23 protein-coding genes and 1 pseudogene are annotated in these 25,995 nt (G+C 70.4%); 9 read left to right on the forward strand and 15 right to left on the reverse strand.

From position 1 onward, the window contains the following. The first annotated feature begins 105 nt into the window (after window positions 1–105). Window positions 106–1,194 carry an FAD-dependent monooxygenase gene (locus ACH54P_RS32210; RefSeq protein WP_489907076.1) on the forward strand — a complete coding sequence of 363 codons (1,089 nt, stop codon included), beginning with the start codon at window positions 106–108 and terminating at the stop codon, window positions 1,192–1,194. Here ACH54P_RS32210 and ACH54P_RS32215 read toward each other — a convergent pair. From ACH54P_RS32215 to nhaA, 3 genes are read right to left on the reverse strand one after another with little or no spacing between them, the layout of a single operon-like run. After that, window positions 1,181–2,110 (reverse strand): alpha/beta fold hydrolase, encoded by a 930-nt coding sequence (locus ACH54P_RS32215; protein WP_489907077.1) that lies wholly within the window; start codon window positions 2,108–2,110, stop codon window positions 1,181–1,183. The genes ACH54P_RS32210 and ACH54P_RS32215 overlap by 14 nt on opposite strands. A 4-nt stretch (window positions 2,111–2,114) precedes the next feature. Beyond that, window positions 2,115–2,609 (reverse strand): phage holin family protein, encoded by a 495-nt coding sequence (locus ACH54P_RS32220; RefSeq protein WP_489907078.1) that lies wholly within the window; start codon window positions 2,607–2,609, stop codon window positions 2,115–2,117. 60 nt (window positions 2,610–2,669) lie between these two features. Continuing rightward, complete coding sequence (gene nhaA, locus ACH54P_RS32225; RefSeq protein ID WP_489907079.1) at window positions 2,670–3,848, reverse strand: Na+/H+ antiporter NhaA; 1,179 nt, start codon at window positions 3,846–3,848, stop codon at window positions 2,670–2,672. Window positions 3,849–4,037: 189 nt separating this feature from the next. Between nhaA and ACH54P_RS32230 the strand changes: the two genes are divergently transcribed. Beyond that, window positions 4,038–5,495, forward strand: coding sequence for a peptide MFS transporter (locus ACH54P_RS32230; protein ID WP_489907080.1), 1,458 nt, complete (start codon window positions 4,038–4,040; stop codon window positions 5,493–5,495). Here the strand turns inward: ACH54P_RS32230 and ACH54P_RS32235 are convergent. After that, entirely contained in the window at window positions 5,492–6,220 is a 729-nt protein-coding gene (locus tag ACH54P_RS32235; RefSeq protein ID WP_489907081.1) for a VIT1/CCC1 transporter family protein, read from the reverse strand. The two genes, ACH54P_RS32230 and ACH54P_RS32235, sit on opposite strands and share 4 nt — an antisense overlap. Before the next feature lie 129 nt (window positions 6,221–6,349). Between ACH54P_RS32235 and ACH54P_RS32240 the strand changes: the two genes are divergently transcribed. Together ACH54P_RS32240 and ACH54P_RS32245 are read left to right on the forward strand one after the other, a co-directional pair. Continuing rightward, a complete protein-coding gene (locus ACH54P_RS32240; protein ID WP_489907082.1) occupies window positions 6,350–6,691 on the forward strand; it encodes a cupin domain-containing protein in 342 nt (113 codons plus the stop codon). Window positions 6,692–6,722: 31 nt separating this feature from the next. Then, entirely contained in the window at window positions 6,723–6,857 is a 135-nt protein-coding gene (locus ACH54P_RS32245; RefSeq protein WP_489907083.1) for a hypothetical protein, read from the forward strand. Between the two features lie 131 nt (window positions 6,858–6,988). On the opposite strand, the gene ACH54P_RS32250 is transcribed toward ACH54P_RS32245, so the two are convergent. The 3 genes from ACH54P_RS32250 to ACH54P_RS32260 form a co-directional block, all read right to left on the reverse strand. Further along, window positions 6,989–7,471: a DUF6319 family protein gene (locus tag ACH54P_RS32250; RefSeq protein ID WP_489907084.1), complete on the reverse strand. Its 483-nt coding sequence runs from the start codon at window positions 7,469–7,471 to the stop codon at window positions 6,989–6,991. A 143-nt stretch (window positions 7,472–7,614) separates the two neighbouring features. Next, window positions 7,615–9,597 carry an acetate--CoA ligase gene (acs, locus tag ACH54P_RS32255; RefSeq protein WP_489907085.1) on the reverse strand — a complete coding sequence of 661 codons (1,983 nt, stop codon included), beginning with the start codon at window positions 9,595–9,597 and terminating at the stop codon, window positions 7,615–7,617. A 98-nt stretch (window positions 9,598–9,695) separates the two neighbouring features. Then, a complete protein-coding gene (locus tag ACH54P_RS32260) occupies window positions 9,696–10,298 on the reverse strand; it encodes a GNAT family N-acetyltransferase (protein WP_489907086.1) in 603 nt (200 codons plus the stop codon). A gap of 112 nt (window positions 10,299–10,410) precedes the next feature. Between ACH54P_RS32260 and ACH54P_RS32265 the strand changes: the two genes are divergently transcribed. After that, window positions 10,411–10,908, forward strand: a complete 498-nt coding sequence (locus ACH54P_RS32265) for a phosphoribosyltransferase (RefSeq protein ID WP_489907087.1) — start codon at window positions 10,411–10,413, stop codon at window positions 10,906–10,908. After that, a complete protein-coding gene (locus tag ACH54P_RS32270; RefSeq protein ID WP_489907088.1) occupies window positions 10,905–11,627 on the forward strand; it encodes a Fic family protein in 723 nt (240 codons plus the stop codon). The genes ACH54P_RS32265 and ACH54P_RS32270 overlap by 4 nt, the downstream gene beginning before the upstream one ends. A gap of 12 nt (window positions 11,628–11,639) precedes the next feature. On the opposite strand, the gene ACH54P_RS32275 is transcribed toward ACH54P_RS32270, so the two are convergent. Beyond that, window positions 11,640–11,885 carry an ArsR/SmtB family transcription factor gene (locus ACH54P_RS32275; protein WP_489907089.1) on the reverse strand — a complete coding sequence of 82 codons (246 nt, stop codon included), beginning with the start codon at window positions 11,883–11,885 and terminating at the stop codon, window positions 11,640–11,642. 44 nt (window positions 11,886–11,929) lie between these two features. Between ACH54P_RS32275 and ACH54P_RS32280 the strand changes: the two are divergent. Beyond that, window positions 11,930–13,021 (forward strand): annotated as a pseudogene (locus ACH54P_RS32280) (MFS transporter); the annotation flags it as partial. Here ACH54P_RS32280 and nicT read toward each other — a convergent pair. The 7 genes from nicT to ACH54P_RS32315 all read right to left on the reverse strand — a co-directional run bounded on the left by nicT (window position 13,005) and on the right by ACH54P_RS32315 (window position 22,851). Next, window positions 13,005–14,099 carry a Nickel transporter NicT gene (gene nicT / locus ACH54P_RS32285; protein ID WP_489907090.1) on the reverse strand — a complete coding sequence of 365 codons (1,095 nt, stop codon included), beginning with the start codon at window positions 14,097–14,099 and terminating at the stop codon, window positions 13,005–13,007. The pseudogene ACH54P_RS32280 and the gene nicT overlap by 17 nt on opposite strands. Window positions 14,100–14,162: 63 nt before the next feature. Then, the gene (locus tag ACH54P_RS32290) at window positions 14,163–15,092 is read right to left on the reverse strand and encodes an N-acetylmuramic acid 6-phosphate etherase (RefSeq protein WP_489907091.1); all 930 of its coding nucleotides are present in this window, start codon (window positions 15,090–15,092) and stop codon (window positions 14,163–14,165) included. 23 nt (window positions 15,093–15,115) lie between these two features. Further along, the gene (locus ACH54P_RS32295; RefSeq protein WP_489907092.1) at window positions 15,116–16,090 is read right to left on the reverse strand and encodes a MurR/RpiR family transcriptional regulator; all 975 of its coding nucleotides are present in this window, start codon (window positions 16,088–16,090) and stop codon (window positions 15,116–15,118) included. Window positions 16,091–16,328: 238 nt separating this feature from the next. Continuing rightward, a complete protein-coding gene (locus ACH54P_RS32300; RefSeq protein ID WP_489916748.1) occupies window positions 16,329–18,050 on the reverse strand; it encodes a serine hydrolase domain-containing protein in 1,722 nt (573 codons plus the stop codon). A gap of 47 nt (window positions 18,051–18,097) precedes the next feature. Next, the gene (locus tag ACH54P_RS32305) at window positions 18,098–19,378 is read right to left on the reverse strand and encodes an exo-beta-N-acetylmuramidase NamZ family protein (RefSeq protein ID WP_489907093.1); all 1,281 of its coding nucleotides are present in this window, start codon (window positions 19,376–19,378) and stop codon (window positions 18,098–18,100) included. Further along, window positions 19,375–21,114 (reverse strand): glycoside hydrolase family 3 protein, encoded by a 1,740-nt coding sequence (locus tag ACH54P_RS32310; protein ID WP_489916750.1) that lies wholly within the window; start codon window positions 21,112–21,114, stop codon window positions 19,375–19,377. The genes ACH54P_RS32305 and ACH54P_RS32310 overlap by 4 nt, the downstream gene beginning before the upstream one ends. Window positions 21,115–22,020: 906 nt before the next feature. Further along, complete coding sequence (locus ACH54P_RS32315; protein ID WP_489907094.1) at window positions 22,021–22,851, reverse strand: HAD family hydrolase; 831 nt, start codon at window positions 22,849–22,851, stop codon at window positions 22,021–22,023. A 652-nt stretch (window positions 22,852–23,503) separates the two neighbouring features. Between ACH54P_RS32315 and ssd the strand changes: the two genes are divergently transcribed. Together ssd and ACH54P_RS32325 are read left to right on the forward strand one after the other, a co-directional pair. Further along, the gene (ssd, locus tag ACH54P_RS32320; RefSeq protein ID WP_489907095.1) at window positions 23,504–24,577 is read left to right on the forward strand and encodes a septum site-determining protein Ssd; all 1,074 of its coding nucleotides are present in this window, start codon (window positions 23,504–23,506) and stop codon (window positions 24,575–24,577) included. Window positions 24,578–24,782: 205 nt separating this feature from the next. Next, complete coding sequence (locus ACH54P_RS32325) at window positions 24,783–25,934, forward strand: TadA family conjugal transfer-associated ATPase (RefSeq protein ID WP_489907096.1); 1,152 nt, start codon at window positions 24,783–24,785, stop codon at window positions 25,932–25,934. Window positions 25,935–25,995 lie beyond the last annotated feature (61 nt).

The following is a 25,995-nucleotide window of genomic DNA, read 5'->3' on the forward strand; positions in this document are numbered from 1 at the left end:
GTCTCCTGATCTAGTACAGACAGCCATCTGTACTAGTACAGAATTGGCCTTCCAGCTGGATGAACTCCACTGTTGTCCGCACAAGCGTACGACTCTGGAGGGCACATGCGAAACATCCTGATCTCCGGCGGCGGCGTCGCCGGCGGCACCCTGGCCTGGTTCCTGGCACGCGACGGCTGGGCGGTGACCGTGGTGGACCGGGCACCCGGTGTGCGCAGCGGCGGGCAGGCGATCGACGTGCGCGGGGTCGCCCTCGACGTCGTCGACCGGATGGGCCTCGGCGAACGGATGCGCGCGGTGCGCACCCGGATGCGGGGGATGTCCGTGGTGGACGGGGACGGCCACGAGCTGTTCCGGTCCGAGGAGCACACGTTCACCAGCGGACGTCTCGACAGCGACGACTTCGAGCTGCTGCGCGACGACGTCGTCTCGATCCTCGGCGAGGCGACCGGCGTCGAATACGTCTTCGGCGAATCGATCACGGCGCTGACCGAGGAAGCACACGGGGTGCGCGTCGAGTTCGAGAACGGCGGCATCCGGACGTTCGACCTGGTCATCGGGGCGGACGGGCTGCACTCGGCCGTCCGGCGGCTGGCCTTCGGGCCGGAAGCGGAGTTCATCCGGCACCTCGGGCAGTACCTCGCGATCTTCCCGGCGGCCAACTTCCTCGGCCTCGAGGACTGGCAGGTCTGGTTCCGGCACGAGCACACCGGGGGCGTGGCCTACCCGGTGCGGGACAACACCGAACTCCGCGTGACACTGGGCTTCGGTTCGGAACCGCTGCCGCGGCTGACCGTCCCGGAGCAGAAGCGGCTGGTCGCCGAGCGGCTCGCCGGCGTCGGCTGGGAGGTGCCGAAACTCCTCGAAGCGATGGCCGGAGCGGACGTGTTCTACTTCGACGCCATGGCCCAGATCCACCTGGACCGCTGGTCGACGGGCCGGATCGCGCTGGTCGGCGACGCCGGTTACTGCGCCTCGCCGTTGTCCGGCCAAGGCACGAGCCTGGCGTTGGTCGGCGCGTACGTCCTCGCGCAGGAGCTCGGCCGGGCCGGGTACGAGGAGGCCTTCGCGGCTTACGAACGGCGGATGCGGCCCTTCGTCGAGCTCAACCAGGCGCTCGCCACCGAAAACCCCGAAGGGCCGGCATCGGAGGAGTCGGTGGAGCGGGCGAAGAACGCCATCAGCCTCGCTTGAGGAAGTCCACCAGGGCCGTCGACGTGCGGTCCGGCGTTTCGAGGTGGGGGAAGTGCCCGACGCCCGGCCAGATCTCCGGCTCGGCGTGCGGGCCCGCCCAGCGCACCGACGACGTCGCCGTCTCGGGCAGGATGCAGGTGTCGTCGGCGCCGTGCAGCTGCAGCGTCGGCGCCGCGATCCGGGCGTCGACGGCGCCGGTGAAGCGGCGGCCTTCGCCGCGGAACTGGGCGCGGAAGGCCCAGCGGTAGTACTCGAGCGCGCTGTGCGCGACGCCGGGCACGAGCATCGCCTGCCGGAAGGCCGCCACGCTCGCGGAGAAGTCCGAAGTGGACCGCCAGCGGCTCCCGGCCCAGCTGCCGAACAGGTCCTCGACGGCCTTGGCGTCGTCCTTCACGAGCCACTTCTCGGGCGCCATCGGCACCTGGAAGCGGAAGAGGTGCCCGGCCGCGCGGGCCTGGCCGCGCCAGGGGGCGCGGGCCACCGACAACCGCAGGGCGAGCGGGTGGGCCGCGCCGATCGCCGTCACGGAGGCCACGAGCCGGGGGTGCAGCGAGGCGACCGTCCAGGCGAGCATGCCGCCCCACGCGTGCCCGACGAGGTGCGCGCGCCGCGCCCCGAGCGACTTGATCAGCCCGCCGACGTCACCGGCCAGCGTCCACGCGTCGTAGCCGCGGGGCGGTTTGTCGGAGTCGCCGTAGCCGCGCAGGTCGACGGCGACCGCGCGGAACCCGGCGTCGGCCAGTGCCCGCAGCTGGTGGTGCCAGGTCCACCAGAACTCGGCGAACCCGTGCAGCAGCACCACGACGGGCCCCTCGCCGAGCTCGGCGACGTGCAGTCGGATGCCGTTCGCGGAGACATCGCGGTGGGCCCACGGGCCGTCGAGCCGGACGGTCGACGGGTCGGGGGACGCGTGCAACGACTCAGTCGCGCGTGGTGGTCAAGTCGGCTTCGGGCGCGCGCTGGGGCTTGAGCGCGGCGGCGGTCTCCTTGACGCTGGCGATCGTCCGCTCGGGTGCCTTGAACTTCCGCACCTTGCGGTAGCCGAGGAACCCGACCCCGGCCGCGACCAGCAGCATCAGGACGAACACGATGCCGAACGCGATCCAGCGGTAGCGCAGCCACTGCGCCAGCCCCTCGGCCGCGAAGAAGAACAGGAAGAACGTGCTGTACAGGAAGACCGTCAGCGCGATCAGGAAGAAGACGGCCCCCTTGAGGCCCTTCTTCACCTCGCCGACCAGCTCGGACTTCGCGAGCTCCATCTCGGCCCTGACCAGGGTCGAGATGTGCTGGGTCGCGTCGCCGACGAGCCTGCCGATCGACTGGTCGCCGGGGACGTCGGTGTCGGAGGACAGCGGGAGGTAAGGCACGGCCCCCACGCCGTCGGGACCGGTGCGTTCGTGCTTGGGGCTGCTCACCGGGTCATCGTGCCATGTGTCCTTTATGGGGGCGCGGCGGCGTAGCCGAGTGTCGCGAGATCACTCCGCTTGGGCGTGGACCCGGCTGCGCCTCAGGAGCACCGCGGCCGCCAGCAGGGACGCCGTCGCCGATGCGATCAGCACCGCTGCCTTCGCCAGTTCGCTCGCGTCGCCCGGCAGCGCGAGTTCCGCGATCAGCAGGCTGACCGTGAACCCGACCCCGCCGAGCAGCGACAACGCGCCGAGGTCGCGCCAGCCCACGCCTCGGGGTTTCTCGGCGGCGCCCAGCTTCACCGCGAGCACGCTCGCGCCGAGGATGCCGACGACCTTCCCGACGAGCAGCCCGGCGAGCACCGCGAGCGGCAACGCCGTCGTGAACACCGCGCCCAGGGAATCGGCGCTGACCGAGATGCCGGCCGCGAACAGCGCGAACACCGGCACGGCCACCGCGGACGACCACGGCTGGAGCCGGTGCTCGAGCCGCAGGGCCGGCGCCTCGGCCTCGCCTTCGTCGGCCCGGACGCGGGTGAGCAGGCCGAGCGCGACGCCGGCGATCGTCGCGTGGACGCCCGCCGAGTGCACCGCGACCCAGGTGACCAGCGCGAGCGGCACGTACAGCCAGGCCGTCCGGACCCGCCGGTGCTGCAGGTACGCGTACAGCGCGAGGGCCACGACGGCGACGGCCACCGCGACCAGGTCGAAGCCGGTCGTGAACACCACGGCGATGACGACGATCGCGCCGAGGTCGTCCACCACGGCCAGCGACAGCAGGAAGATCCGCGCGCTCGAGGGCAGGTTCGACGCGGTCAGCGCGAGCACGCCGAGCGCGAACGCGATGTCCGTGGCGACCGGGATCGCCCAGGCCCGCTCGATCCCCGGCGTCCCCCAGCCGACGCTCAGCGCGACGAGCGCGGGCACGACCATGCCGCCGACCGCCGCCACGACCGGCAGCACCGCCTGCTTGAAGCGGGACAGCTCGCCGATGACGAGCTCGCGCTTGAGCTCCAGCCCGGCGACGAAGAAGAAGAGCGCGAGGAGGCCGTCCTTCGCCCAGTCGCCGATCGTGAGGTTCAGGTGGAGGAACTCCGGGCCGAGCCGGAAGTCGCGCAGGGCCTCGTAGCTGTCCCGCAGCGGTGAGTTCGCCCAGATCAGCGCGACCGCGGTCGCGGCCAGCAGGATGAGTCCGCCGGTCGTCTCGGTGCGCAGGTAGCGGGCGAATTCGCTCAACGGGCGGGACACGGGCGGCTCCTGGGGTCGCTGATCACTGTTGCCGACCAGACTTCCCGGCGCACCTTTGACCGGAGCTTAATGCCTCTTTGTCACGGATTGTTATGGCCGCCGCCACACGGGGTACCGGTGGTGGGTTAACACGGTGTGCTCATAGCATGCCAAGCGACAACGAAGTCCGAGACAAAGGAAGACTCAGTTGTGAGCACCTCAACCGAGGTCCAGCAGGACACGAGGTTCTTCGGGCACCCACGAGGGCTGGCGAACCTCTTCGGCGTGGAGATGTGGGAACGCTTCTCCTTCTACGGGATGCTCGGCATCCTGCCGATCTACCTCTACTACAAGGTCGAGCAGGGCGGCCTCGGGCTGGCCCAGGAGTCCGCGCTCGGCATCGTGGGCGCGTACGGCGGCCTGGTCTACCTCTCCGCCGTCATCGGCGCCTGGGTCGCCGACCGGCTCCTCGGCTCCGAACGGACGCTGTTCTACAGCGCCGTGCTCATCATGATCGGCCACATCAGCCTGGCGCTGCTGCCGGGCCTGACCGGCATCGCCGTCGGCCTCGTGTGCGTCGCGCTGGGCAGCGGCGGGCTCAAGTCGAACGCGACCGCGATCGTCGGCACGCTCTACGCCGAAGGCGACGAGCGGCGCGACGCCGGGTTCACGATCTTCTACATGGGCGTCAACCTGGGCGCCTTCGTCGGGCCGCTGCTGACCGGGCTGGCGCAGACCAAGGTCGGCTTCCACCTCGGCTTCGGCTTGGCCGCCATCGGCATGGCGCTCGGGCTGATCCAGTACGCGCTGGGCCGCAAGAACCTCGGCGAGAAGGCCAAGGAGGTGCCGAACCCGCTGCCGTCGTCGCAGCGGCTGCTGGCCGCCGGGGCCGCGGTCGTGCTCCTCGCCGTCGTCGTGGCGCTGCTGCTGACCGGGGTCGTCAACCCGGGCAACCTCGCCGACGTCGTCGTCTGGGCGGTCGGCGTCATCTCGGTGATCTACTTCCTCGTCATCCTGACCAGCCGCAAGATCACCGGCGTGGAACGCAGCCGCGTGCTGTCGTTCATCCCGATGTTCATCGCCAGCGCGGCGTTCTTCTCGCTGTACCAGCAGCAGTTCACGGTTGTCGCGGCCTACACCGACCAGCGGCTGAACCGGGACCTGTTCGGCTGGGTGATGCCGGTGCCGTGGGTCAACTCGATCAACCCGGTGTTCATCATCGTGTTCGCCCCGATCCTCGCGGCCCTGTGGACGAAGCTCGGCGAGCGCCAGCCGTCGACGCCGATCAAGTTCGTGCTCGGCACGGTGCTCATGGGCGCGGCGTTCCTGCTGTTCCTGCCGATGGTGGGCAGCGGCAAGAACGCCAGCCCGCTGCTCGCGATGGTGGGCATCCTGTTCGTCTTCACGATCGCCGAGCTGATGCTCTCGCCGGTCGGGCTGTCCCTGTCGACGAAGCTCGCGCCGGTGGCCTTCCGGACGCAGATGGTGGCGCTGAACTTCCTGTCCATCTCGTTCGGCACGGCGATGTCGGGCAAGCTCGCCGAGTACTACTCGGTCGACGACGAGACGCCGTACTTCGGCACCGTCGGCGGGGTCGCGATCGCGATCGGGCTGCTGCTCCTGGTGGCGACGCCGTTCATCCGCAAGCTGATGAAGGGCGTGCACTAGCCCACGGTGACTCCGAAGATCACCCCGACGAAGTAGGTCACCACCATGGTGAGGGCGCCGACGCCGACGTTCCGGACGATCGCGCGCCCCACGTTCGCGTCGCCGAGCCTCGCGCTGACCCACCCGGTCAGCGTGAGGCCGACGACGACCGCGGCGGCGCACGCCCACACCCGCAGGGAGACGCCGGCCCAGGCGATGGAGAGGATCGGCAGCAGCGCGCCGACCGAGAACGCGACCAGCGAGGCCCACGCCGCCTGCCACGGGCTGGTGAGGTTGTCCGGGTCGATGCCGAGTTCGGCCTCGGCGTGCGCCTGCAGGGCGTCCTTTTCGGTCAGTTCGCGGGCGACCTGGCTCGCGAGGTCGGGCGAAAGGCCCTTCTCCTCGTAGATCTCGGCGAGTTCGCGCTCCTCGGCCTCCGGCATGGTCTTGAGCTCCTGCTTTTCCAGCCGGAGCAAGGCCTGTTCGGTGTCGCGCTGGGTGCTCACGGAGACGTATTCCCCGCCGGCCATGGAAAAGGCACCGGCGACGAGCCCGGCGATTCCGGCGGTGAGGATCGTGGTGCTTTCGGTGGTCGCGCCGGCAACGCCGACGACGATCCCGGCGACCGACACGATCCCGTCGTTCGCCCCGAGAACCCCGGCCCGCAGCCAGTTCAGCTTCCCGCCGACGCCCTGGTGCGGTTCGTGGGCGTGCCCGACGGCGTCACCGTCAATCGTTTCGGTCACGGGACAAGTGAAACACGGAAAGAGAAGCGAGGCGAGCCTTCTTCTTTGTGTCAGGTTCGCCTAATTAACAGTTGCCTTACCTAAGCCGGTCCTGTGTGGACTCACCGGTTCTGGGTCATCATGGTCGGCATGGACGAGCAAGTTTGGCAGCCGCTGAGCACGGTGGAAGGTCTCCCTCTTGAGGGCGGCGAAGGCCGGTTCCGCCTGCTGGAGCAGGCGGCGGGCGGACTGGCTTACCTGATCCACTACCCGGCGGGGGTGGCATCGCCGACCCACGCGCACGACCACGACAGCATCATCTACGTCCTGTCGGGCCGCCTCCGCGGCGCGATCGCGGGTGTGGAGTCGGTGCTGGAACCGGGCGACTCGGCACTGCACCCGCGCGGGGTGGCGCACCACGTGGAAGCACTGACGGACTCCATGTGGGTGGAGTTCAAGACCCCGCTCCCGAGCCGTCCACCCATCGCCTGAGCCGACCGTCGACATCGAGAGAGGTGAGCTGGTGACCGTCGAGCGTGGCCACGAGGTGGCGCCGACCCGCGACGAGGTGCGGAAGATCGGCGAGTACCTCTACGGACCGCTCGACTTCCAGAGCTGGCTGGACGACTTCGAGGCACGTTCGACGGCCGACGGCTGACGTCACCCGTTCCCGCGCGAGCCGACTGTCCAGGTACGCGAGCCGACTCCCCAGGTACCCAACCCGACCCCCGGAAAAGCGGAAACGCCCGGCCCCGCCATCGCGGAACCGGGCGTTTCCTGGAAAAAAGCTCAGACGTCGAGCTCGGCGAGGGCCTGCTTGGCCTTCTCGAGCTCGGCTTCCAGTGCGGCGACCTTCGCGGCCTGCGCTTCGCGGGCCTGGTTGATCACCTCGTCGATCGGGCCGGACAGCTCGGCGTGCAGCTCCTTCGCCGCGCGGGAGACCGCCGCGGCGGGGATCTCCAGGCCCTTCGCGACCCACTTCGAACCGTTCTTCAGCTCGGCCTGCCACTCGCCGTCGGCGGTGCCGGTGACCGTCAGGATCAGCTCGACCGTGCGGGTCTTCTTCGCCGTCGACGCCGTCGCCGCGCCCTTCGGGCGGCCGCGCTTCGGCTTGGGGGCCTCTTCCTCGGCGGCCGGCTCGGCCGGCTCCTCCGAGGGGGAGGCCGGGGACGCGGACGAGTCGACGGCCGCCTCGTCGGTGGTAACGGCAACGGCCGGAGCCGGGGCTTCGGTAGCCGTTTCCTCGTCGTGCGTCAGGACATCCACGGTCATCGTCGTGTCGTCTCCTTGCCCGGGAAGTGGGTGTGGTTCGCGGCACAGTGTAGAACATGCGTTCGACGCGCGCCGCTCGGGGGTTCCATGACAGAGCCCTCCCGGCGCAAAACCGGAAGGGCCCTGACTGGCAGAACGCTAGCTCACTCCTCGGACTTGCCGGACTGCAGGCCCGACGAGATCAGGTCCATCACCGACGAGTCGGCCAGCGTGGTGACGTCGCCGACCTGCCGGTTCTCCGCGACGTCGCGCAGCAGGCGGCGCATGATCTTGCCCGAGCGCGTCTTCGGCAGCTCCGGCACGACCATGATCTGCCGCGGCTTCGCGATCGGCCCGATCTCCTTGGCGACGTGGTTGCGCAGCGCCTGGATGGCCTCCTCGCCGCCGTCCACGGCGTTGCCGCGCAGGATCACGAACGCGACGATGCCCTGGCCGGTCGTCGGGTCGGTCGCGCCGACGACCGCGGCCTCGGCCACCGTCGGGTGCGACACCAGCGCCGACTCGACCTCGGTCGTCGAGATGCGGTGCCCGGACACGTTCATGACGTCGTCGACGCGGCCCAGCAGCCAGACGTCACCGTCGTTGTCGTACTTCGCGCCGTCGCCGGCGAAGTAGAAGCCCTGCTCCCTGAAGCGCGACCAGTACGTCTCCTTGTAGCGCTCCTCGTCGCCCCAGATGCCGCGCAGCATCGACGGCCACGGCTTGTCGAGCACCAGGTACCCGCCGCCGCCGGGACCGACCTCCTGCGCTTGGTCGTCGACGATCTTCGCGGAGACACCCGGCAGCGCCTTCTGCGCCGAACCCGGCTTGGCGGCGGTGACGCCCGGCAGCGGCGAGATCATGATCGCGCCGGTCTCGGTCTGCCACCACGTGTCGACAACCGGGGTCCGGCCGGCGCCGATGGTCTCGCGGTACCAGATCCACGCCTCGGGGTTGATCGGCTCGCCGACCGAGCCCAGCACGCGCAGCGACGTGAGGTCGTACTTCTCCGGGATTTCCGCGCCCCACTTCATGAAGGTGCGGATCAGCGTCGGCGCCGTGTAGTAGATGGAGACCTTGTACTTCTGGATGATCTCCCAGTGGCGGCCCTCGTGCGGGGTGTTCGGCGTGCCTTCGTAGACGACCTGCGTGACGCGGTTCGCGAGCGGGCCGTAGACGATGTAGCTGTGGCCGGTGATCCAGCCGATGTCCGCGGTGCACCAGTAGACGTCCTCGCCGGCCTTGTGGTCGAAGACGTTGTGGTGCGTGTAAGCCGTCTGCGTCAGGTAGCCGCCGGAGGTGTGCAGGATGCCCTTCGGCTTCCCGGTGGTGCCGGAGGTGTAGAGGATGAACAGCGGGTGCTCGCTGTCGAAGGCCTCGGGAGTGTGCTCTTCGGACTGTCCGTCGACGAGCTCGTGCCACCAGAGGTCGCGGCCGTCCGTCCACGGCACTTCGCCCTCGAGCTGGTCGCCCGTGCGCTTCACGACGATGACCTTCTCGACCGTCTCGGCGCCTTCGAGCGCTTCGTCGACATTGGCCTTCATCGGCGCGGCCTTGCCGCGGCGGAACTGGCCGTCGGAGGTGATGACGAGCTTCGCGGCGGCGTCGTCGACACGGGCTCGCAGCGCCGTCGGCGAGAAGCCGCCGAAGACGACGCTGTGCAGCGCGCCGATCCGCGCGCACGCGAGCATCGCGAAGATGGCCTCGGGGACCATCTGCAGCTGGATCGCCACGACGTCGCCGGCGGTGACGCCCAGCGACACGAGTGCGTTGGCGGCCTTGGAAACCTCGGTCTTCAGCTCGGCGTAGGTGATGTCCCGGGTGTCACCCGGCTCGCCGACCCAGTGGATCGCGACCTGCTCGCCGTGGCCGGACTCGACGTGCCGGTCGACGCAGTTGTACGCGACGTTCAGCTTGCCGCCGACGAACCATTTCGCGAACGGCGCATTGGTCCAGTCCAGTACCGTGGTCCACTTCGTGTCCCACGTGAGCCGCTCGGCCTGCTTCGCCCAGAACGCTTCGCGATCGGCGTCCGCCTCGGCGTAGAGGTCGGCCTTCGCATTGGCCTGAGCAGCGAAATCTTCGCTGGGCGGGAAGGTGCGGCTCTCGGTGAGCAGGTTGTCCAGGGCTGGGGACTGCTCGGTCATGGTGCAAGGCCTCCTGTAGTGCGCCGAAACGACGGCTAGCGGCACGCTAGCGACGTTAGTCCGCCTTGTAAAAGGTTGCACCCACGTTGCCCTCCGTGTCACCGGGGCAGTCGAGCCCCGGTGACTAAGCGTTCGTTCAGCCGGGCCTTCGCCGCGGGCCACTCCGGTGCCAGCATCGAGTAGGTGACGGTGTCGCGCGACGAGCCGTCCGGCCGGATCCGGTGCGCCCGCAGGACACCTTCCCGAAGCGCGCCAAGTCGTTCGATGGCGCGTTGCGAGCGCAGGTTGCGGATGTCGGTCTCCCAGGAGACGCGTTGCGCGCCAAGGGTTTCGAAGGCGTACTCGAGCAGGAGCAGCTTCGACTCGGTGTTCAGCCCGGTGCGCTGCCAGTCCGCGCCGATCCAGGTGTGCCCGATCGACAGGATCCGGTGCTTCTCGACAACCTGGTAGTACGACGTCGTCCCGGCGACGCGGCCGGACGCGACGTCGACCTGCGCCCACGGCCGCCGGTCGGGGTCGGCCAGGATCTGCTCGACCATCGCCTCGGCGGCGGGGAGGTCCGCGGGCCGGCGCAGGCTCAGCCACGCCCAGATGCCCGGGTCGGCGCCGGCCTCGAACAGGCCCTTGGCGTGCTCGTGCGTCAACGGCTCCAGGCGGACGTGCTCGCCGGACAGGGTCGGTCGGGTGCTCCAGTCGCTCACGTGATCACCGTAAACGCGGGAGTGGCGCTGTCTGATAGCCAATTTTCGAGCGTTTCCAAGGGCCACTTCGGCGTTGCCTATGCTCGGCGGACCACGACGAAGGGCGAGATCGATGGCCGAAGAGCGGGAAGAGCTGAGCTGGGAGCTGTTCGGCACGGCGAGCCGTGAACTGGCTCACACCATCGCCGACGACGGCTTCGCGCCGGACCTCGTCCTCTCCATCGCCCGCGGCGGCCTCTTCGTCGCCGGCGCGCTCGGCTACGCGCTCGACGTGAAGAACCTGCACGTGATGAACGTCGAGTTCTACACCGGCGTCGACCAGCGCCTCGACCTGCCGGTGATGCTGCCGCCGGTGCCCAACGTCGTCGACCTCACGAGCAAGAAGGTGCTGATCGCCGACGACGTCGCCGACACCGGCGCGACGCTCAAGCTCGTCCGCGACTTCTGCCTCGACCACGTCGCCGAGGTGCGCTCGGCGGTCGTCTACGAGAAGCCGCATTCGACGGTGAAGTGCGAGTACGTCTGGCGGCACACCGACAAGTGGATCAACTTCCCGTGGTCGGTGCTGCCGCCCGTGGTCACCCGCGAAGGACAGGTGCTCGACGCATGAGCGACCCGCTGAAGCCGCTGCTCGACCTCGAAGGCGTCGCCGCGGCGGCGAAGTCCGCGCAGGACGCCGTGTTCGCGGTGCACCGCCTCCCGGCCAACCTCCGCGGCGGCGCGGCGACCGCGGCCGAAGCCTCGGTCCGCGCGGCCCGCGCGTCCGCCGGCATCGAGGGCGCGAACCCGGAACTGCCCGCCGACGGCGAGGTCGACGACCCCGTCCTCGCCGGCGCGCTGCGCGTCGCGGAGACCCTGGAGACGCTCCTTCCGACGTGGCGCCGCGCGCCGATGCAGGCGCTGGCGCGGCTGCACGTCCTGGCCGCCGCGGACCTCGTCGACGACCCGGATGCGTTGGGGCGCCCGCATTCCGGCGGTGGCCGCCTGGAGCTGCTGGCCCAGCTGGTGACCGGGGCGACGTCGGTGCCCGGCCCGGTCCTGACGGCCGTGGTGCACGGCGAACTGCTGGCGCTCAAGCCGTTCGGCAGCGCGGACGGCGTCGTGGCGCGCGCAGCCGCACGGCTGACGATGGTCGCGACGGGCCTGGACCCGAAGGCGCTGAGCGTGCCCGAGGTGGCGTTCTTCCGCCGGGTGCCCAAGTACTTGGAAGCTGCCGAAGGCTTCGCGAGCGGGACGTCCGAAGGCGTACGCGCGTGGCTGCTCTTCTGTTGCGAAGCGTTCGAAGCGGGTGCGCGCGAAGCGAAGAGCATCTCGGACGCGGCTTCTTAAGCCAGCACGGCGTCAAGCAGGGCCGGGGAACCGCGCCTGGAGGTCTTCGCGGCGCAGTTCGACCCAACGTCGCCGCCCTTCGACGAACGTCGTCGTCAGACCGGCTTCGCGCAGCACACGCCAGTGGTGCGACAGCGTCGCGGCGGTGATGTCGACGTCGTACTCCTCGAGCGAGCAGCTTCGCGGCTCGATCTCCTTCGCCAGCTCACGGATGACTTCCAGGCGCACGGGGTCGGCGAGCGCCTGCAGCACCGTCACGATCTCGATCGCCTCGCGCGCCGGAGGTCCTGCTCGTCCTCGCGATGGGCACGTTCATCGTCGGTACCGACGCGTTCGTCCTCAACGGCCTGCTGCCTGCCATCGCCGCCGACCTGCACGTGACGGAATCCGTCGCCGGCCAGCTGACCACGGTCTTCGCCCTCACGTACGCGATCGCGTCGCCGCTCATCGCCGCGCTCACCGGCGGCTGGGACCGCCGGTGGCTGCTGGCCGGCGGCATGGCGCTGTTCACCGCCGGCATGGCCGGGCAGGCGCTCGGCACGTCGTTCGCGGTGGTCGCCGTCGCGCGGCTGCTCGCGGCGGTCGGCGCGGCCGCGTTCCAGTCCAACGCCTACGTCCTCGCCGGTGCGCTCTCTTCCGAGGAACGCCGTGGCCGCGCGCTCGCCACGGTCGCCGCCGGGATGAGCGTGTCGATGGTGCTCGGCGTCCCGATCGGCGTGCTGGCGGGCACCTGGTTCGGCTGGCGCGGGGTGATGTGGGGGATCGGGGTGCTCGCGGTGCTCGTCGCGGCGCTGATCCCGCTCATCCCCGAGGTCCGGCTGCCCGCGGCCGGGCTGCGCGCCCGGTTCGAGGTGGTGGTCCGGCGCCCGGTTGCCCGGGTGCTGCTGGTGACGATCTTCGGCACGTTCGCCGGCTTCACCGTCTTCGTCTACCTGCCGGTGCTGGTCGCGCCGGTCGCGAGCGGCGCGGTGCTGTCGTGGGTGCTGGTCGGGTCCGGGCTCGGCCAGGTGATCGGGACGACCGTCACCGGTCGCGCCACCGACCGCCTCGGCCCGGCCCGCGTCCTCGCGCTTTCCCTGGCCGGCACGGCCGTGGTGCTCGCCGTCCTGGACCTGGCCGTGCTGTCGCTGCCCGGCGCGCTGCTGCTCGCGCTGTTCTCCGGCGTCTTCGGCGGGATGCTGATGGTGCCGCAGCAACACCGGCTCTTCACGCTCGCACCGGACGCCCCGACTGTCGCATTGGGACTGAACGGCTCCGCGATCTACGTCGGTGGCGCACTCGGCTCGGCAGTGGGCGGGGTCGTCCTCGCCGCCGCGGGCCCGGCGTGGGTCGGCCTGGCCGGCGCACTCGCCGCCGTCGCCGCACTGGCCGTCGCGCTCAGGACAGCTTCGCCGACCACTTCTCTTCGATCCGCCCGAACCGCCACACCGTCAGCGCGACGACCCACGTCAGCACGAACAGCCCGACGATCCCGAAGCCGACGTAGTCCAGGTTCACCGACGCGATCGCGGCCAGCGGCCCGGACGTGATGTCCAGCTCCTCGGCGAGGATCGTCACCAGCTCGATGGTCCCGATGAGCAGCGCGACGGCGACGGACAGCGCGGTCACCGTGATGTTGTAGAAGATCTTCCGCACCGGCTTCGCGAACGCCCAGCCGTAGGCGAAGTTCATGAAGCAGCCGTCCACGGTGTCGAACAGGGTCATGCCGGCGGCGAACAGGATCGGCAGCACGAGGATCGCGTACCAGGGCAGCGCGAAGGTCGCGGCGCCGGCGGCGAGCACGAGCAGCCCGATTTCGGTCGCGGTGTCGAAGCCCAGCCCGAACAGCAGCCCGACCGGGTAGATGTGCCACGGCTTGCGGACGGCTTTCGTCGCGCCGCGCAGCAACCGGTTCAGGACGCCGCGGTTGTCCAGCTGGCGCTCGAGCGCGGCTTCGTCGAAGTCGCCGCGGCGCATCCGCCGGAACACGCGCAGGATCCCGACGAGCACGACCAGGTTCAGGATCGCGATCACGTACAGGAACACCCCGGACACCGACGTCCCGATGAGGCCGGTGGCTTCGTGCAACGCCGAGGAGCCGTCCTCGACCTGACCGGCCAGCGCGCGGACGCCCAGGGAGAGCAGGAGGCACAGCGCGAAGACGACCGTCGAGTGCCCGAGGGAGAACCAGAACCCGACCGACAGCGGCCGCCGTCCGTCGGCCATCAGCTTGCGCGTGGTGTTGTCGATCGCGGCGATGTGGTCGGCGTCGAAGGCGTGCCGCATGCCGAGCGTGAACGCGGTGACGCCGAGCCCGATGCCGAACACGCCGGACGTGCCCAGCGCGTAGTGCCGCGGCGCGACGAAGCCCGCCAGGACGCCCCAGCCCACGACGTTCAGCAGCAGGATGAACCCGGCCATCCCGCCGATCGACACCCACTCGCGGCGCGAAAGCCCGCGCCGCGAGTCCTCGGTCGTACCCGCGCCCGTCATCGCCCACCCCCGCCTTCCTCACCTGAGAGGTTAGGCAGGTGAACAGATGACGGGCAATCTGTTCTAACTGGCGCGTACCCGCAAGGTGTCGAGTGCCTTGCGGACATGGCCGCCGCTCGTGTGGAGCGCCTTCGCCGCGCTCGTGACGTCCGAGCCCGACAGGAGGTGCACCAGCGCCACCTTGAGGTCGCCCCCGGCCTCGGTGAGTGCGTCCGAGCAGTCCGCCATCGTCATGCCGGTGGCTTCCTGCAGGATCCGGATGGTCCGGCCGCGCAGCTTCGCGTTGGTGGCCCGCATGCTGACCATCAGGTTGGAGTAGGTCCGGCCGAGCTTGATCATCGTCGCGGTGGAGAACGACGTGAGGATCATCTTCTGCGCCGTGCCCGCCTTCATCCGGGTCGAGCCGGCGATCGCCTCCGGGCCGGTGTCGACGGCGATGAGCACGTCGACCCCGGCGGGCTTGGCCGCCTTGGCGTTGCCCGAAACCAGGCCCGTCCGGGCACCCTGGCGCGCCGCCGCGGCCAGCGCACCCAGCACGTACGGCGTCCTGCCCGACGCCGTCAGCCCGAGCACGAAGTCACCGGGCTGGACCATCGCGGCCATCTCGGCTGCCCCCGCCGCCGAGTCGTCCTCCGCGTTTTCGACGGCGTGGCGCAGCGCGCGCTCGCCGCCGGCGTGGTGCGCGATGAACCAGTCGCCGGGCACGTTGAACGTCGGCACCAGCTCGGCCGCGTCCAAGGTGGCCAGCCGGCCCGACGTGCCCGCGCCGACGTAGTGCACCCGGCCGCCGGCTCGCAGGGCGTCCACCGCGTAGTCCACCGCGCGCGCCACCTGGGGCAGCACCGCGGCGACGGCACCGGGGACCGTGCGGTCCTCGGCGTTGATCGCGCCCAGGATCCCCGCGGTGGACATCAGGTCGATGTCCGTGGTGCGGGGATTGCGGGTCTCGGTCGGCGAATCGACGTGCACCGCTTGCACGGGGACGGTCATCATGCGCCTCACATTTTCTCCGGTCATTACTTGCCGGTTTCCCGCGGACGGCGACGACCGTCCGGCCTGACCCCCAAGCGGTGCGAGCCGACCGCGTCCCGGGTCGCGTCCAGTGCGTTGACCGACGCGTCCATGTGCCGCTGCGCGACGCCGATGAACAGGCAGTCGATGACGGTGAGCTGGGCGATCCGGCTCGCCGTGGCTCCCGAACGGAAAGTGGTTTCCCGGGCAGCGGTGGTCAAAACGTGGTCGGCGACCTCGGTGATCGGGGAGCGCGGGAAGTTCGTCACGGCGATGGTGATCGCGCCGTGCTCCCTGGCCACCCGCAGCGCCTCGACGGTGTCGGTGGTCGCGCCGGTGTGCGAGACGCCGATCGCGACGTCACCGGGGCTCAGCACCGCGGCCGAGGTGAGCATGATGTGCGTGTCCGACCACGAGAAGCACACGCGGCCGATGCGGTGCAGCTTCTGCTGCAGGTCCGCGGCGACGAACGCGCTGGCGCCCACGCCGTAGACGTCCACGCGGCCGGCGCTCGCGACGACCTCGATGACGCGCTCGAGCGTGGCGACGTCGAGCTGGTCGGCCGTCTCCTCGACGGCCCGCGCGTCGGCGAAGCTGACCTTGCCGATCACGGCGGCCAGGTCGTCCTCCGGGCCGATCTCGCCGCCGAGGTTGCGCGAGGTGCGCGCCTCGGTGCGCGCGGTGTCCGCGGCCAGCGCGATGCGCAGCTGCGGGTACCCGCCGACCCCGACGGCCTTGCAGAACCGCGTGACCGTGGTCTCGCTCGTGCTGGCGGCCAGGGCCACCTCGGTGATGCTGCGTCTCGCGACGGACGCGGGGTTTTCCAGCACCACCTTGGCCACGCGCTGCTCGGCGCGGGCCAAGCCGGGGAGCAGGGACCGGATCCGCACCAGCGGGCTGGAGTCGGCGTCCCGCACGGCCGTCTGAACCGGTACGGGTTCGGACGGTGTCGTGCCGACTACGGAATCGGTATCACTCACCGTCGGAAAGTTACTAACCGTTGGCATTTGCGACAAGGCTACCCACACCCTTCGGTACGATCGCAACCCGTCCGTGTCTGCGGATCTAGATTTGCGATTAATCGTTGACCAGAAAGTCGCCAACAGGGTCGACCTTGTTAACGAGGTCAAGCTAACGACTTGGCAACTTAGTGTCGCGGTGCAAGCGGCAAGCGGACGGTAAATTCCGACTAATGGTCGACAGTCGGCGACGAGAGCGTCACCGAGCGCTCAACTGCCAACCCTCTGCGACGAACGCGGCAGGGTTTCGTTCACCGTCGAGGAGTGATCGGCCGCTCTCGGTGACTTTCACACCGTCGACGGAAACACCGCGGCCCGTGTAACTCGGGTCGGTGCTGTAACGCCAGCGGAGGCTGACCGAGGCGCCCTGCGGCAGCGCGCCCGTCACCTTCCACCAGGCACGGTGCCCGTGTCCGGAGAGCGACGTCACGTTTCCGGAGGGTGCTCCCGGTCCGGAAACCGATACCGTGACCGGTTGCCAGTTCACGCCGTCGGAGCTGGCCTGCAGCTGAAGTGGATCAGTGCTTCCCTCCGTGTCCACAAAAGCGTAGAAGGACACGCGGGCTTGATCACTTTGCGTAGTAAAAGGGCGAGTACTCAGCGTTGCCACGGCGGCGTTACCCAGCGTGCTCGTCCAGGCGTCCTTCCCGGCGGCCGGTTTCACGGCCATGGCCCTCGCCAGTGACGTCGCCCACACCTGGCGGGCGGTGTTGATCGAGCCCCAGGTCCGGGTCGGGTGCACCCGGTTGGTCAGCAGGATCGCGAACGAGCGCGACTCCGGGTCGATGACCAGCGTCGTTCCGGTGAAGCCGGTGTGCCCGGCGCTGACCGGCGACGCCAGTGCGCCCATGTACCAGGGCTGGTCGAGCTCGAAGCCGAGGCCGTGCGAGTCGTCCGGGAACTGCTGGTTGTAGTTCGTCAGCATCTGACGCACGGTGTCCTGGCCGAGGATCCGGTGCCCGCGGTAGCTGCCGCCGTTGAGGACCGTCTGGGCCAGCACGGCCATGTCGCCGGCGGTGCTGAACACCCCGGCGTGCCCGGCGACGCCGCCGAGTGACCACGCGTTCTCGTCGTGGACGCTGCCGCGCACCATCCCGCGCGGCGGGTTCGCCTCGAACTCCGTCGCGGCGATCCGGTTCAGCTTCGCCGCGGGCGGGTTGTAGCCGGTGTCGGCCATGCCGAGCGGGGCGGTGATCCGGTCGTGGACGACCTTGTCCAGGGACTGCCCCGTCAGCTTCTCGACGATGAAGCCGAGGGTGAGCAGGTTGATGTCGGAGTAGAGGTACGTCGTGCCCGGCTTGTTCTTCAGCGGGCTGTCGAGCACGGCCTGCCGCCGCGACGGGATGTCCGGGTAGCCCGCCCACAACGACGGGATCGGGTCGGCGTCGAAGCCGGAGGTGTGCGTGAGCAGCATCTTGACCGTGATGGCGGCCTTGTCGCCGGTGGCGAACTCCGGGAAGAAGCGGGAGACCGGGGTGTCGATGGTGAACTGCCCGCGTTCGACCAGTTGCAGGACGGCGATCGAGGTGAACAGCTTCGAGATCGACGCCATGTCGAAGATCGTGTCGTTGCGCATCGGGACCTGCTGGTCCGCGGGCAGCTCGGTGCCCGAAGCGTCGGCGTACCGCAGCGCGCCGCCGACCGCGTACCGGTCGACGACCACGCCGTCGTGGGCCAGCAGGCCGACCGCGCCGGAGAAGTGCGGGTGCCCGGTGGCGTCCGGCCTCGTCCAGCTCGCCAGGAAGTCCTCGGCCGCCTTGATCGGCGCCGGGTCGAGGCCGACGTCCCTGGGGCCGCCGTCGCGCAGGGTCGTCCACGCCGGGGCGAACCCCTGCTGCGGCCGGTCGAAGCGACCGGCGACGTCGTGGCGTCCGGTGATGGCGCTGGCTCCCGAGGTCAACGTGGTCAGCGCGACCAGCACTCCGGTGGCCGCGGCGATGACCTTCCTAGCACGCACGAGTCTCCCCCTCAGCGGTAGAGCAGGTAGCGACGACGTTTCCGGTCGAACTCGGCCAGCTCGGCCCGCCAGGCCCCGGTGACCTCGTCGACGCCCGCGCCGGCGTCGACCATGGTCCGGAGCCGGTCGGACCCGGAGAGCTTGTCGATGTAGTTGTCGGGGCGCCAGGCGAACACGTCCGGGTGCAGCGCCTTCGCCGTGACGAGCATGGCGACCGCGGTCCGGATGGCGTCGAAGACCCGCGGGTCGTCGACGCTCACCTGCACGCCGCCGCAGGTCTGGTTGACGAACTTGCTGAACGTCGGCACGAAGTAGGTCTCGCGGAACCTCGCCCCGGGCAGCCCGAGGTCCTCGAGCTTCTCGCGCCAGCGCCAGTCGAGCCCGGGCGCGCCGATGATCTCGAACGGCCTGGTGGTGCCGCGGCCTTCGGAGAACACCGTGCCTTCGAACATGCCGGTGCCCGGGTAGACGAGCGCCGTGTCCGGGGTCGGCATGTTCGGGCTCGGCAGCACCCAGTTCAGCCCGGTCTGCGCGAAGAGCGTGTCGCGCTGCCAGCCGCGTACCTGGACGACGTCGAGGTGCTCCAGCTTCACGCCTTCGCCGGGCAGGAACTCCTCGGCGAAGAAACGCGCGAGTTCGCCGACGGTCATGCCGTGTTGCTGCGCGATCGGCTTCCGCCCGATCCCGGAGGCGAACTTCGGGTCGAGCACCGGTCCGGCCGCCCGGCCGCCGAGCGGGTTCGGCCGGTCGAGCACGACGAAGGCGGCCTGGGTCTTCGCCGCGGCCACCATCGCCGTGTAGAGGGACCAGATGTAGGTGTAGAAGCGCGCGCCGACGTCGGCGATGTCGAACACGACCGTGTCGACGCCCGCCTTGGTGAACAGCGAAGCGAGCTTCGTCGCGTCGACGCCGTACGCGTCGTACACCGGTACGCCCGTGCGAGGGTCGGTGTAGTCGCCTTCGGAGCCGCCGGCCTGCGCGCTGCCGCGGAAGCCGTGCTCGGGCCCGAAGGCCGCGACCGGTTTCACGCCGGCCGCGACCATCGAGTCGACGATGTGGTCCCCGTTCAGCAAGACGCCGGTCGGGTTCGACAGGACGCCGAGCTTGCGGCCCTTGAGGGACCGCCAGCCCTGCGCGGCCAGCTGTTCCGCACCGGTCAGCACCCGGCCGTGGCCCGCCTGCGCGGGCGCTGGGGGCTGCTCGGGCTGGGCCCCGGCGACGGCGGAGCCGCCCGCCAGCGCCGGGACGGCGAGCGCGCTCGCGCCGAGGAAGTGGCGCCGGTTCAGGTTCACCACGTCAGCCCGTGGCCGAACGGGTACTTCACGGTGTGCACGTCGGCCCCGGCCGGGATGTCGACCGGCAGCTTCCCGATCGGCTTCGTCTCGCCGAGGATCACCTTGGCGAGCGCCTCCAGCGTCGGCCCGATGTAGCCGTAGGTCGCCAGCCACGTCTTCACCGCGGTCGGGTACCCCGCGTCGTACGGGATCTGCGCGGCGACCGCGACAACCGGTTTCCCGGTGGCCTGCAGGGCGTCCAGGAGCTTGGTCTGCAGGGGGAAGCCGCCGATGTTGTTGGTCAGCACGACGACGAGGTCGACGTTCTTCGCGGTGGCGGCCGCCTGTGCGATCTGGGCGTCCGTCGGGGCCTGGCCGGTCTGGTACGCGGTCGCGGCCGTGCCGTGGGCGGTCAGCTTCTGCGCGAGTGACGCCGTCGTGGAGACGCCCCAGCCGGTGACGAGCGCCGTCGCGGGCTTCTGCTTCAGCGGCAGAAGTCCGGCGTCGTTCGCGATAGCCGTGATGCCGCGGTCGGCGATGTCCTGCGCGGTGGCGAGGTGCGACGGCGTGCCGACGGTCTTCATGACCTTGTTCGCGTCCACGAACGGCGAGAACAGGATGCCCCGCTTGAACTTCAGCGTGAGGATGCGGAGAACGCTCTGGTCGATCTGCCGCATCGGGATCTCACCGGACTTCACGGCGGCCAGCACGGAGTTGATGGCGACGTCGAGGTGCACCGGCATGAGCAGCTGGTCGACACCCGCCTTGAGCGCGAGGACGGGGATCTCGGCGTCGCTGTGCATCTCGCGCACGCCCTGCATTTCGAGGGAGTCGGTGACGATCACGCCGCGGTAGCCGAGTTCGTTGCGCAGCTTTCCGGTGACGATCGGCTTCGACAGCGTCGCGGGCTCGAGCGACGGGTCGAGGCTGGGGAACTGGATGTGCGCGGTCATGATCGAGTCGATGCCCGCGGCGATCGCGGCCTTGAACGGCGGCACGTCGGTGGCCCGCCACTGCGCCTCGGTGCTGTCGATCCGCGGCAGCCCGGTGTGGCTGTCGGTCGGCGCGGCGCCGTGCCCGGGGAAGTGCTTGGCGGTCGCCGCCACGGACTTCTGGAAGCCCTTGACCTCGGCGGTGACGAAGTCGCTGGCCAGGCCGGGTTGCCCGGAGAACGATCGGACGCCGATGACCGGGTTGACGGGGTTGGAGTTGACGTCCGAATCGGGCGCGAAGTCCTGGTTGATGCCGACCGCGCGCAGCTCCTGGCCGAGGATCGTCGCGGCCTGCGTCGCGCGCCCGGTGTCCCGGCCGGCCGAGATGGCCATCGCGTTCGGGAACTCGGTGGCCGGCGCCCCCATCCGGGTCACCGTGCCACCCTCCTGGTCGGCGGCGATCTGCAGCGGGATGTGCGCCCCGCTCGTGATGGCGGCCTTTTGGAGGCCGTTGGACAGCTTCGCGACCTGCGTGGGGTCGTCGAAGTTGTCGCGCGAGTCGTTGTTGAAGTAGATGACGCCGCCCAGGTGGTACTTCTGGATCACCTGCGCGGGGGTGTCGACGCCGAAGTCCGTTTTGTTCTTCGGGTTCACCTCGTCGGCGGTCTTGCCGTTCACCCAGGTGACGAACAGCTGCCCGACCTTCTGCTCGAGCGTCAGCCCGCGCAACGCCTGCGTCGCCGCGGCCTCCGCCTGCGCGTCCACGCTCACCCGCGGCGCACTCGCCGCGGTCGCAACACCCACACCGGTGAGGGCGAGCACCCCCGCGACGGGCAGGGCGAGCGCATGGAACCTCCGATTTCGGGTCGTCACGACCAGCCTCCCAGAAAGTTGCGGGCGCCTGGTGGGACGTGAGAAGTCCACTCGGAGGCGCCAGTATCGGGAAGCTACTCACCGAATCCGTCGATGTCCATCGACCGACCGCACCAACGGTCCAGTCGTACCCGGATCGGTAGGAAAGTCGCCGTTCGCAAGGTGCAAAGGCTCGAACGGGGTCTGCGCCGTGCCGAATCCCGCGAGTCCCGTCCCCAATCCCGCGAGTCCCGGCTTCAATCACGCGAGATCCGTCCCGCTCCCGCGAGATGCCCCTCTGATCACGCGTGATGCCCCGCCAGTCACGCGAGATGCCTGTCTGCTCACGTGAGATGCCCTACCAGTCACGCGTGATGCCCCGCCAGTCGCGCGTGATGCCCCGCAGATCACGGGCAAAGCCCGAGCGGGGGTGTTTGTCCCCGCATCCCGGCGTCCTTGTCCCCCACATAGACGAGGCGGCGCCCGTGGCCATGGGCCACGGGCGCCGCCTGCAAGCGCGAACTTCTCGGGCGACCAAGCGTGCAACTCTGGTCGTACCTACATGGACTCGGCGTGTGGCGTCCCACTACGCAGTCCCTAGACGACGAGCCTCCCGCGGCGCGCTGCGCGTGGGTACCCGGAGTCCGCGCACGGAGGTTTGCCGGGGTGGAACAGGCTTCTCTTCTACCTGTTCCCTGGCCGACCGAACGTCCGCACCTACTTTCTACGCCGTGAGCCCGGTCACTTCAAGTGCGCGGATGGGTGCACCGGTACAGAGGCTGGATCGGGTGACACCGGCACCCTGCGCGACGGACAATTCGGGGCTGGACCAAGCAAAGTGGAGGCCGTACGGCCGTGTGGGTGGCGGGCGAGCGGCTAACGGGACCTACGGCGACGGCTGAGGCCGTACCAGGTCGCTCCGGCGGCCACCGCGCCGACACCGAGGGCCACGATCCCCGCCGACCGCGCCGGGAGCCGGGTGCGCAGTGACATGGGCCGCTCGAAGGCCAGGATCGGCCAGCCGCGGTCGAGGGCCTCGCGCCGGAGGAGCTTGTCCGGGTTGACCGCGTGCGGGTGCCCGACAACCTCCAGCAGCGGGATGTCGGTGCTCGAGTCGGTGTAGGCGAAGCACTCCGCGAGGTCGTAGCCGTGGGTCGCGGCGAGCTGCTTCGCGGCGACGGCTTTGTTGGCGCCGTAGCAGTAGAAGTCGACTTCGCCGGAGTAGCGGCCGTCGACGATCTGCATCCTCGTGGCGACGCTCCGGGTCGCGCCGAGCATCTCCGCCACCGGCGCGACGACCTCCTCGCCGGTCGCCGACAGCACGATGACGTCGTGCCCGTCCGCGCGGTGGCGCGCGATCAGTTCCGCCGCCTCCGCGTACACGAGCGGGTCGACGACGTCGTGCAGGGTTTCGCGGACGATCGCGGAAACCTGGGCGACGTCCCAGCCGGCGCACAACGCGGAAACCTCGGCGCGCAGCCGCTCGGTCTTGTTTTCGTCGGCGCCGGCGAGCGAGAACACCAGCTGCGCGTAGGCGCTGCGCAGCGCGGCGCGACGGTTGATCAGTCCCTCTCTGAGCAATGGTTTGCTGAACGCCAGCGCGCTCGACGAGGCGATGATCGTCTTGTCCAGGTCGAAGAACGCGGCCACCGCGTGCTCCGGGCCCGGCTTCCGGATGCGCGACGGCGCGCTGCTCGGTTCGGCCACGTGCCCAGGATAAGAGCTTGATCGCGGCGCGTCCCGTTGATCCACCACGCGCGCGTCGCACCGCCGGAAAATCCATGACAGGAAGGGACTTCGGGCGCGCTGTGCCGTTACCGAACTGTATGCCTCGTCCGGCGCGCGAACCTGCGCCGGGCGGAGTTACAGTGAGGGAGCCCGGTGTCCAACCGGGCCCGGTTCAGTCCGACCCCCCGGGGCTGAACCCACGGCGGCCCCCGTCCCTCCCCCTGGCGGGGGCCGCCCTCTTACTTTCCGCTTACCTTCGCGAATTCTCTTTTCCCAGGCCGAATTGCGATTCTTGGTGGCCGCCTTCTCTGCGGAGTACCGCGCCCTTGCCTTCCGCTAACCTTTTCCGGTTTCCTGTATCCGGCGGAATTCCGGCATTCACGCGATCGAGTCGAAATCGTCGAATGCGGAAGTTTGTGCCGATCGCCGCCGCAAGTGCGTCGCGGGCGGGCGCGATCCTGCCACAGCCCACCGACAGAACCGGCTCACGAGCCCGTCCGCGGGCAGCAGTTGTCCACAACACCCCGGTTGTCCACAGCCGGCCGCCCGACCCGTTGTGCCGCCACCCCGCCGACCGCGACGGTGGAAGCCGGGCCACCCACGGCCCGCACCGACGACGGGGGAGGAACGCATGACGGGCGAACGACCGCTGGTGGTCGCCGCGGACGAAACCGTGCTCGACGAGATACTGCGCGTGGCCGCGGTGGCGGGCTGTGAGCTCGAGCGAGCACCGGACCTGACCGCGGCCCGCGGGCTCTGGGCCCGTGCGCCGCTGGTCGTCCTCGACGAAGAAACCGCGCAGCTACCACCCGTCCTGCCCCGGCGGGGCCGGATCCTCCTGGTCTGCAAGGGCAGTCCGGGGCCGCGAACGTGGGAGCACGCGTTCCGCGGCGGCGTCGAGCGCGTGATCTCGTTGCCCGACGAGGAGACCGAGCTCGCGGGCGCGTTCGCCGACATCGTCGAGACACCCTCGGAGCAGCCCGGCCTGGTGCTCGGCGTGGTCGGCGGCCGGGGCGGCGCGGGCGCGTCCGTCTTCGCCTCGATGCTGGCCATGGTGGCCGACCGCGATCCGGGCGGTGCCCTGCTGGTGGACTGCGACCCGCTCGGCGGGGGCCTGGATCTGTTGCTCGGCTTGGAAAAGGCGCCCGGGCTGCGCTGGCCCGAGGTGCGGCTCAGCGGCCGCGTCTCGGTGTCGGCGCTGGCGGCCGCACTCCCGCAACGCCGACATCGCGGCGGCAGCCTGCCGGTGCTGGCGTGCGGCCGGGAGGGCGAGGGCCCGGCGGTCGGGTCGCTCTCGGCGGTCCTCGCCGCGGGGCGCCGCTCGGGCCGCACGGTGGTGTGCGATCTCCCGCGCACCCTCGGCGGCGCGGCCGCGGAAGCGGTTGCGGTGGCCGACCTGGTGGTGCTGGTGGTGCCGGTGGAGTTCCGCGCGTGCATGGCGGCGAAGCAGGTGCTGCGCGGACTGTCGGAACTGACCGCCCGCCTCGGCGTGGTCGCGTGTGGACGGTCCCGGGCCGACTCCTTGGCAGCGCGGACGGTCGGCCTCCTCGGCCCGCCCATGCTGGCCTCGATGCCCGCGGAGCGCGGCCTGTCCGCGACGGTGGAGCGAGGCGAGTTCCCGGCCAAACCGGCGGGGCCGCTGGCGTCGGCGGCGGCAAAGGTCCTGAACGTGGCCCGACGCGAAGCCCTGGCAGCCGCCCGATGACCGCGATGACCGGCCTCCGGCCACCGGGACCTCCGGTCAAGGTGGGCGATCTCCTCCTGCCCACGGTCCTGACTCTCGCGGCGCGCGGCCCGATGAGCGCCGAGAACTTCTTGACGCTGCTGACGCCCCGAACGCCGTCGCGTCCATCGGCCGGCACCCGGGTCACAGCGGCTTCGGTTCTTGCTCCGACCCCGGAGGTGAACCCATGACCAGCGACTTCGTCGACCGCGTCCGCAACCGCCTCGCCGGCGACCGCCGCCAGGCCGACCCGGTCGCCGTCGCGACCGCGGTCCGAGCCGAAGCAGGGGGCGCCCTCGGCCACGACGCGGTGCTCGCCGCGGCCCGCCAAGCCCGCGACGAGTTCGTCGGCGCCGGCCCGCTGGCGCCGCTCCTCGACGACCCGGCGACCACCGACGTGCTCGTCACCGGCCCGGACGAGGTCTGGACGGACGGTCCCGAAGGCCTCAGCCGCACGGCTGTCCGCTTCCCCGATGAAGAAGCCGTCCGCCGCCTGGCCCAGCGGCTCGCGCTCGCGGCGGGGCGTCGCCTCGACGACGCACAGCCCTTTGTGGACGGCTGGCTGCCCGGCTCCGGGCCCCACGGGCGGATCCGCGTGCACGCCGTCCTCCCGCCGATCGCGGCCGGCGGCACCTGCCTGTCGCTGCGCGTCCTTCGCCCGGCGACGCACGACCTCGCCACCCTCAGCGAGCTCGGCGCGTTCGACGCGAGCGGCACGAAGATCCTGGAATCCGTCGTCGCCCGGCGCATGGCGTTCCTCGTCACCGGGGGCACCGGCGCGGGCAAGACCACGCTCCTGGCCGCGCTGCTCGGCGCGGTCGACCCGGGCGAGCGGATCGTCTGCGTCGAGGACGCCGGCGAGCTGCAGCCCGCGCACCCGCAGTTCGTCAGTCTCGTCGCCCGGCCGGCCAATGTGGAGGGTGCGGGCGCGGTTGGCCTGCCCGAGCTGGTGCGCCAGGCACTGCGCATGCGTCCCGACCGGCTGGTGGTCGGCGAGGTCCGCGGCGCCGAGGTCGGCGCATTGCTCACCGCCCTGAACACCGGGCACGACGGCGGCGCCTGCACCGTCCACGCCAACTCCCCGGCGGAGGTGCCCGCCCGCATCGAGGCACTGGCCGCACTCGGCGGCCTCGGTCGCGAAGCCGTGCACAGCCAGCTCGTCGCCGCCATCCGCGTGGTCCTCCACATGCGACGCGAACCAGGCGGCCGACGGCGCCTCGCCGAAGTCGGCGTGCTCCGCGCCGAGCACGGCCGGGCCCGCGTGGTGCCGGTGTGGCGCGCCGGCCGCTGGACGATCGACCGCCACCTCTTCGTCACCTCGGGGGCGATCACGTGCTGAGCCTCCTGCTGGTGCGCATCTCCTTGCTGGTGAACGTCTTCCCCCGGCGGCGAAGGAGACA

It is taken from the genome of Amycolatopsis sp. N2S4-7 (assembly GCF_058119595.1).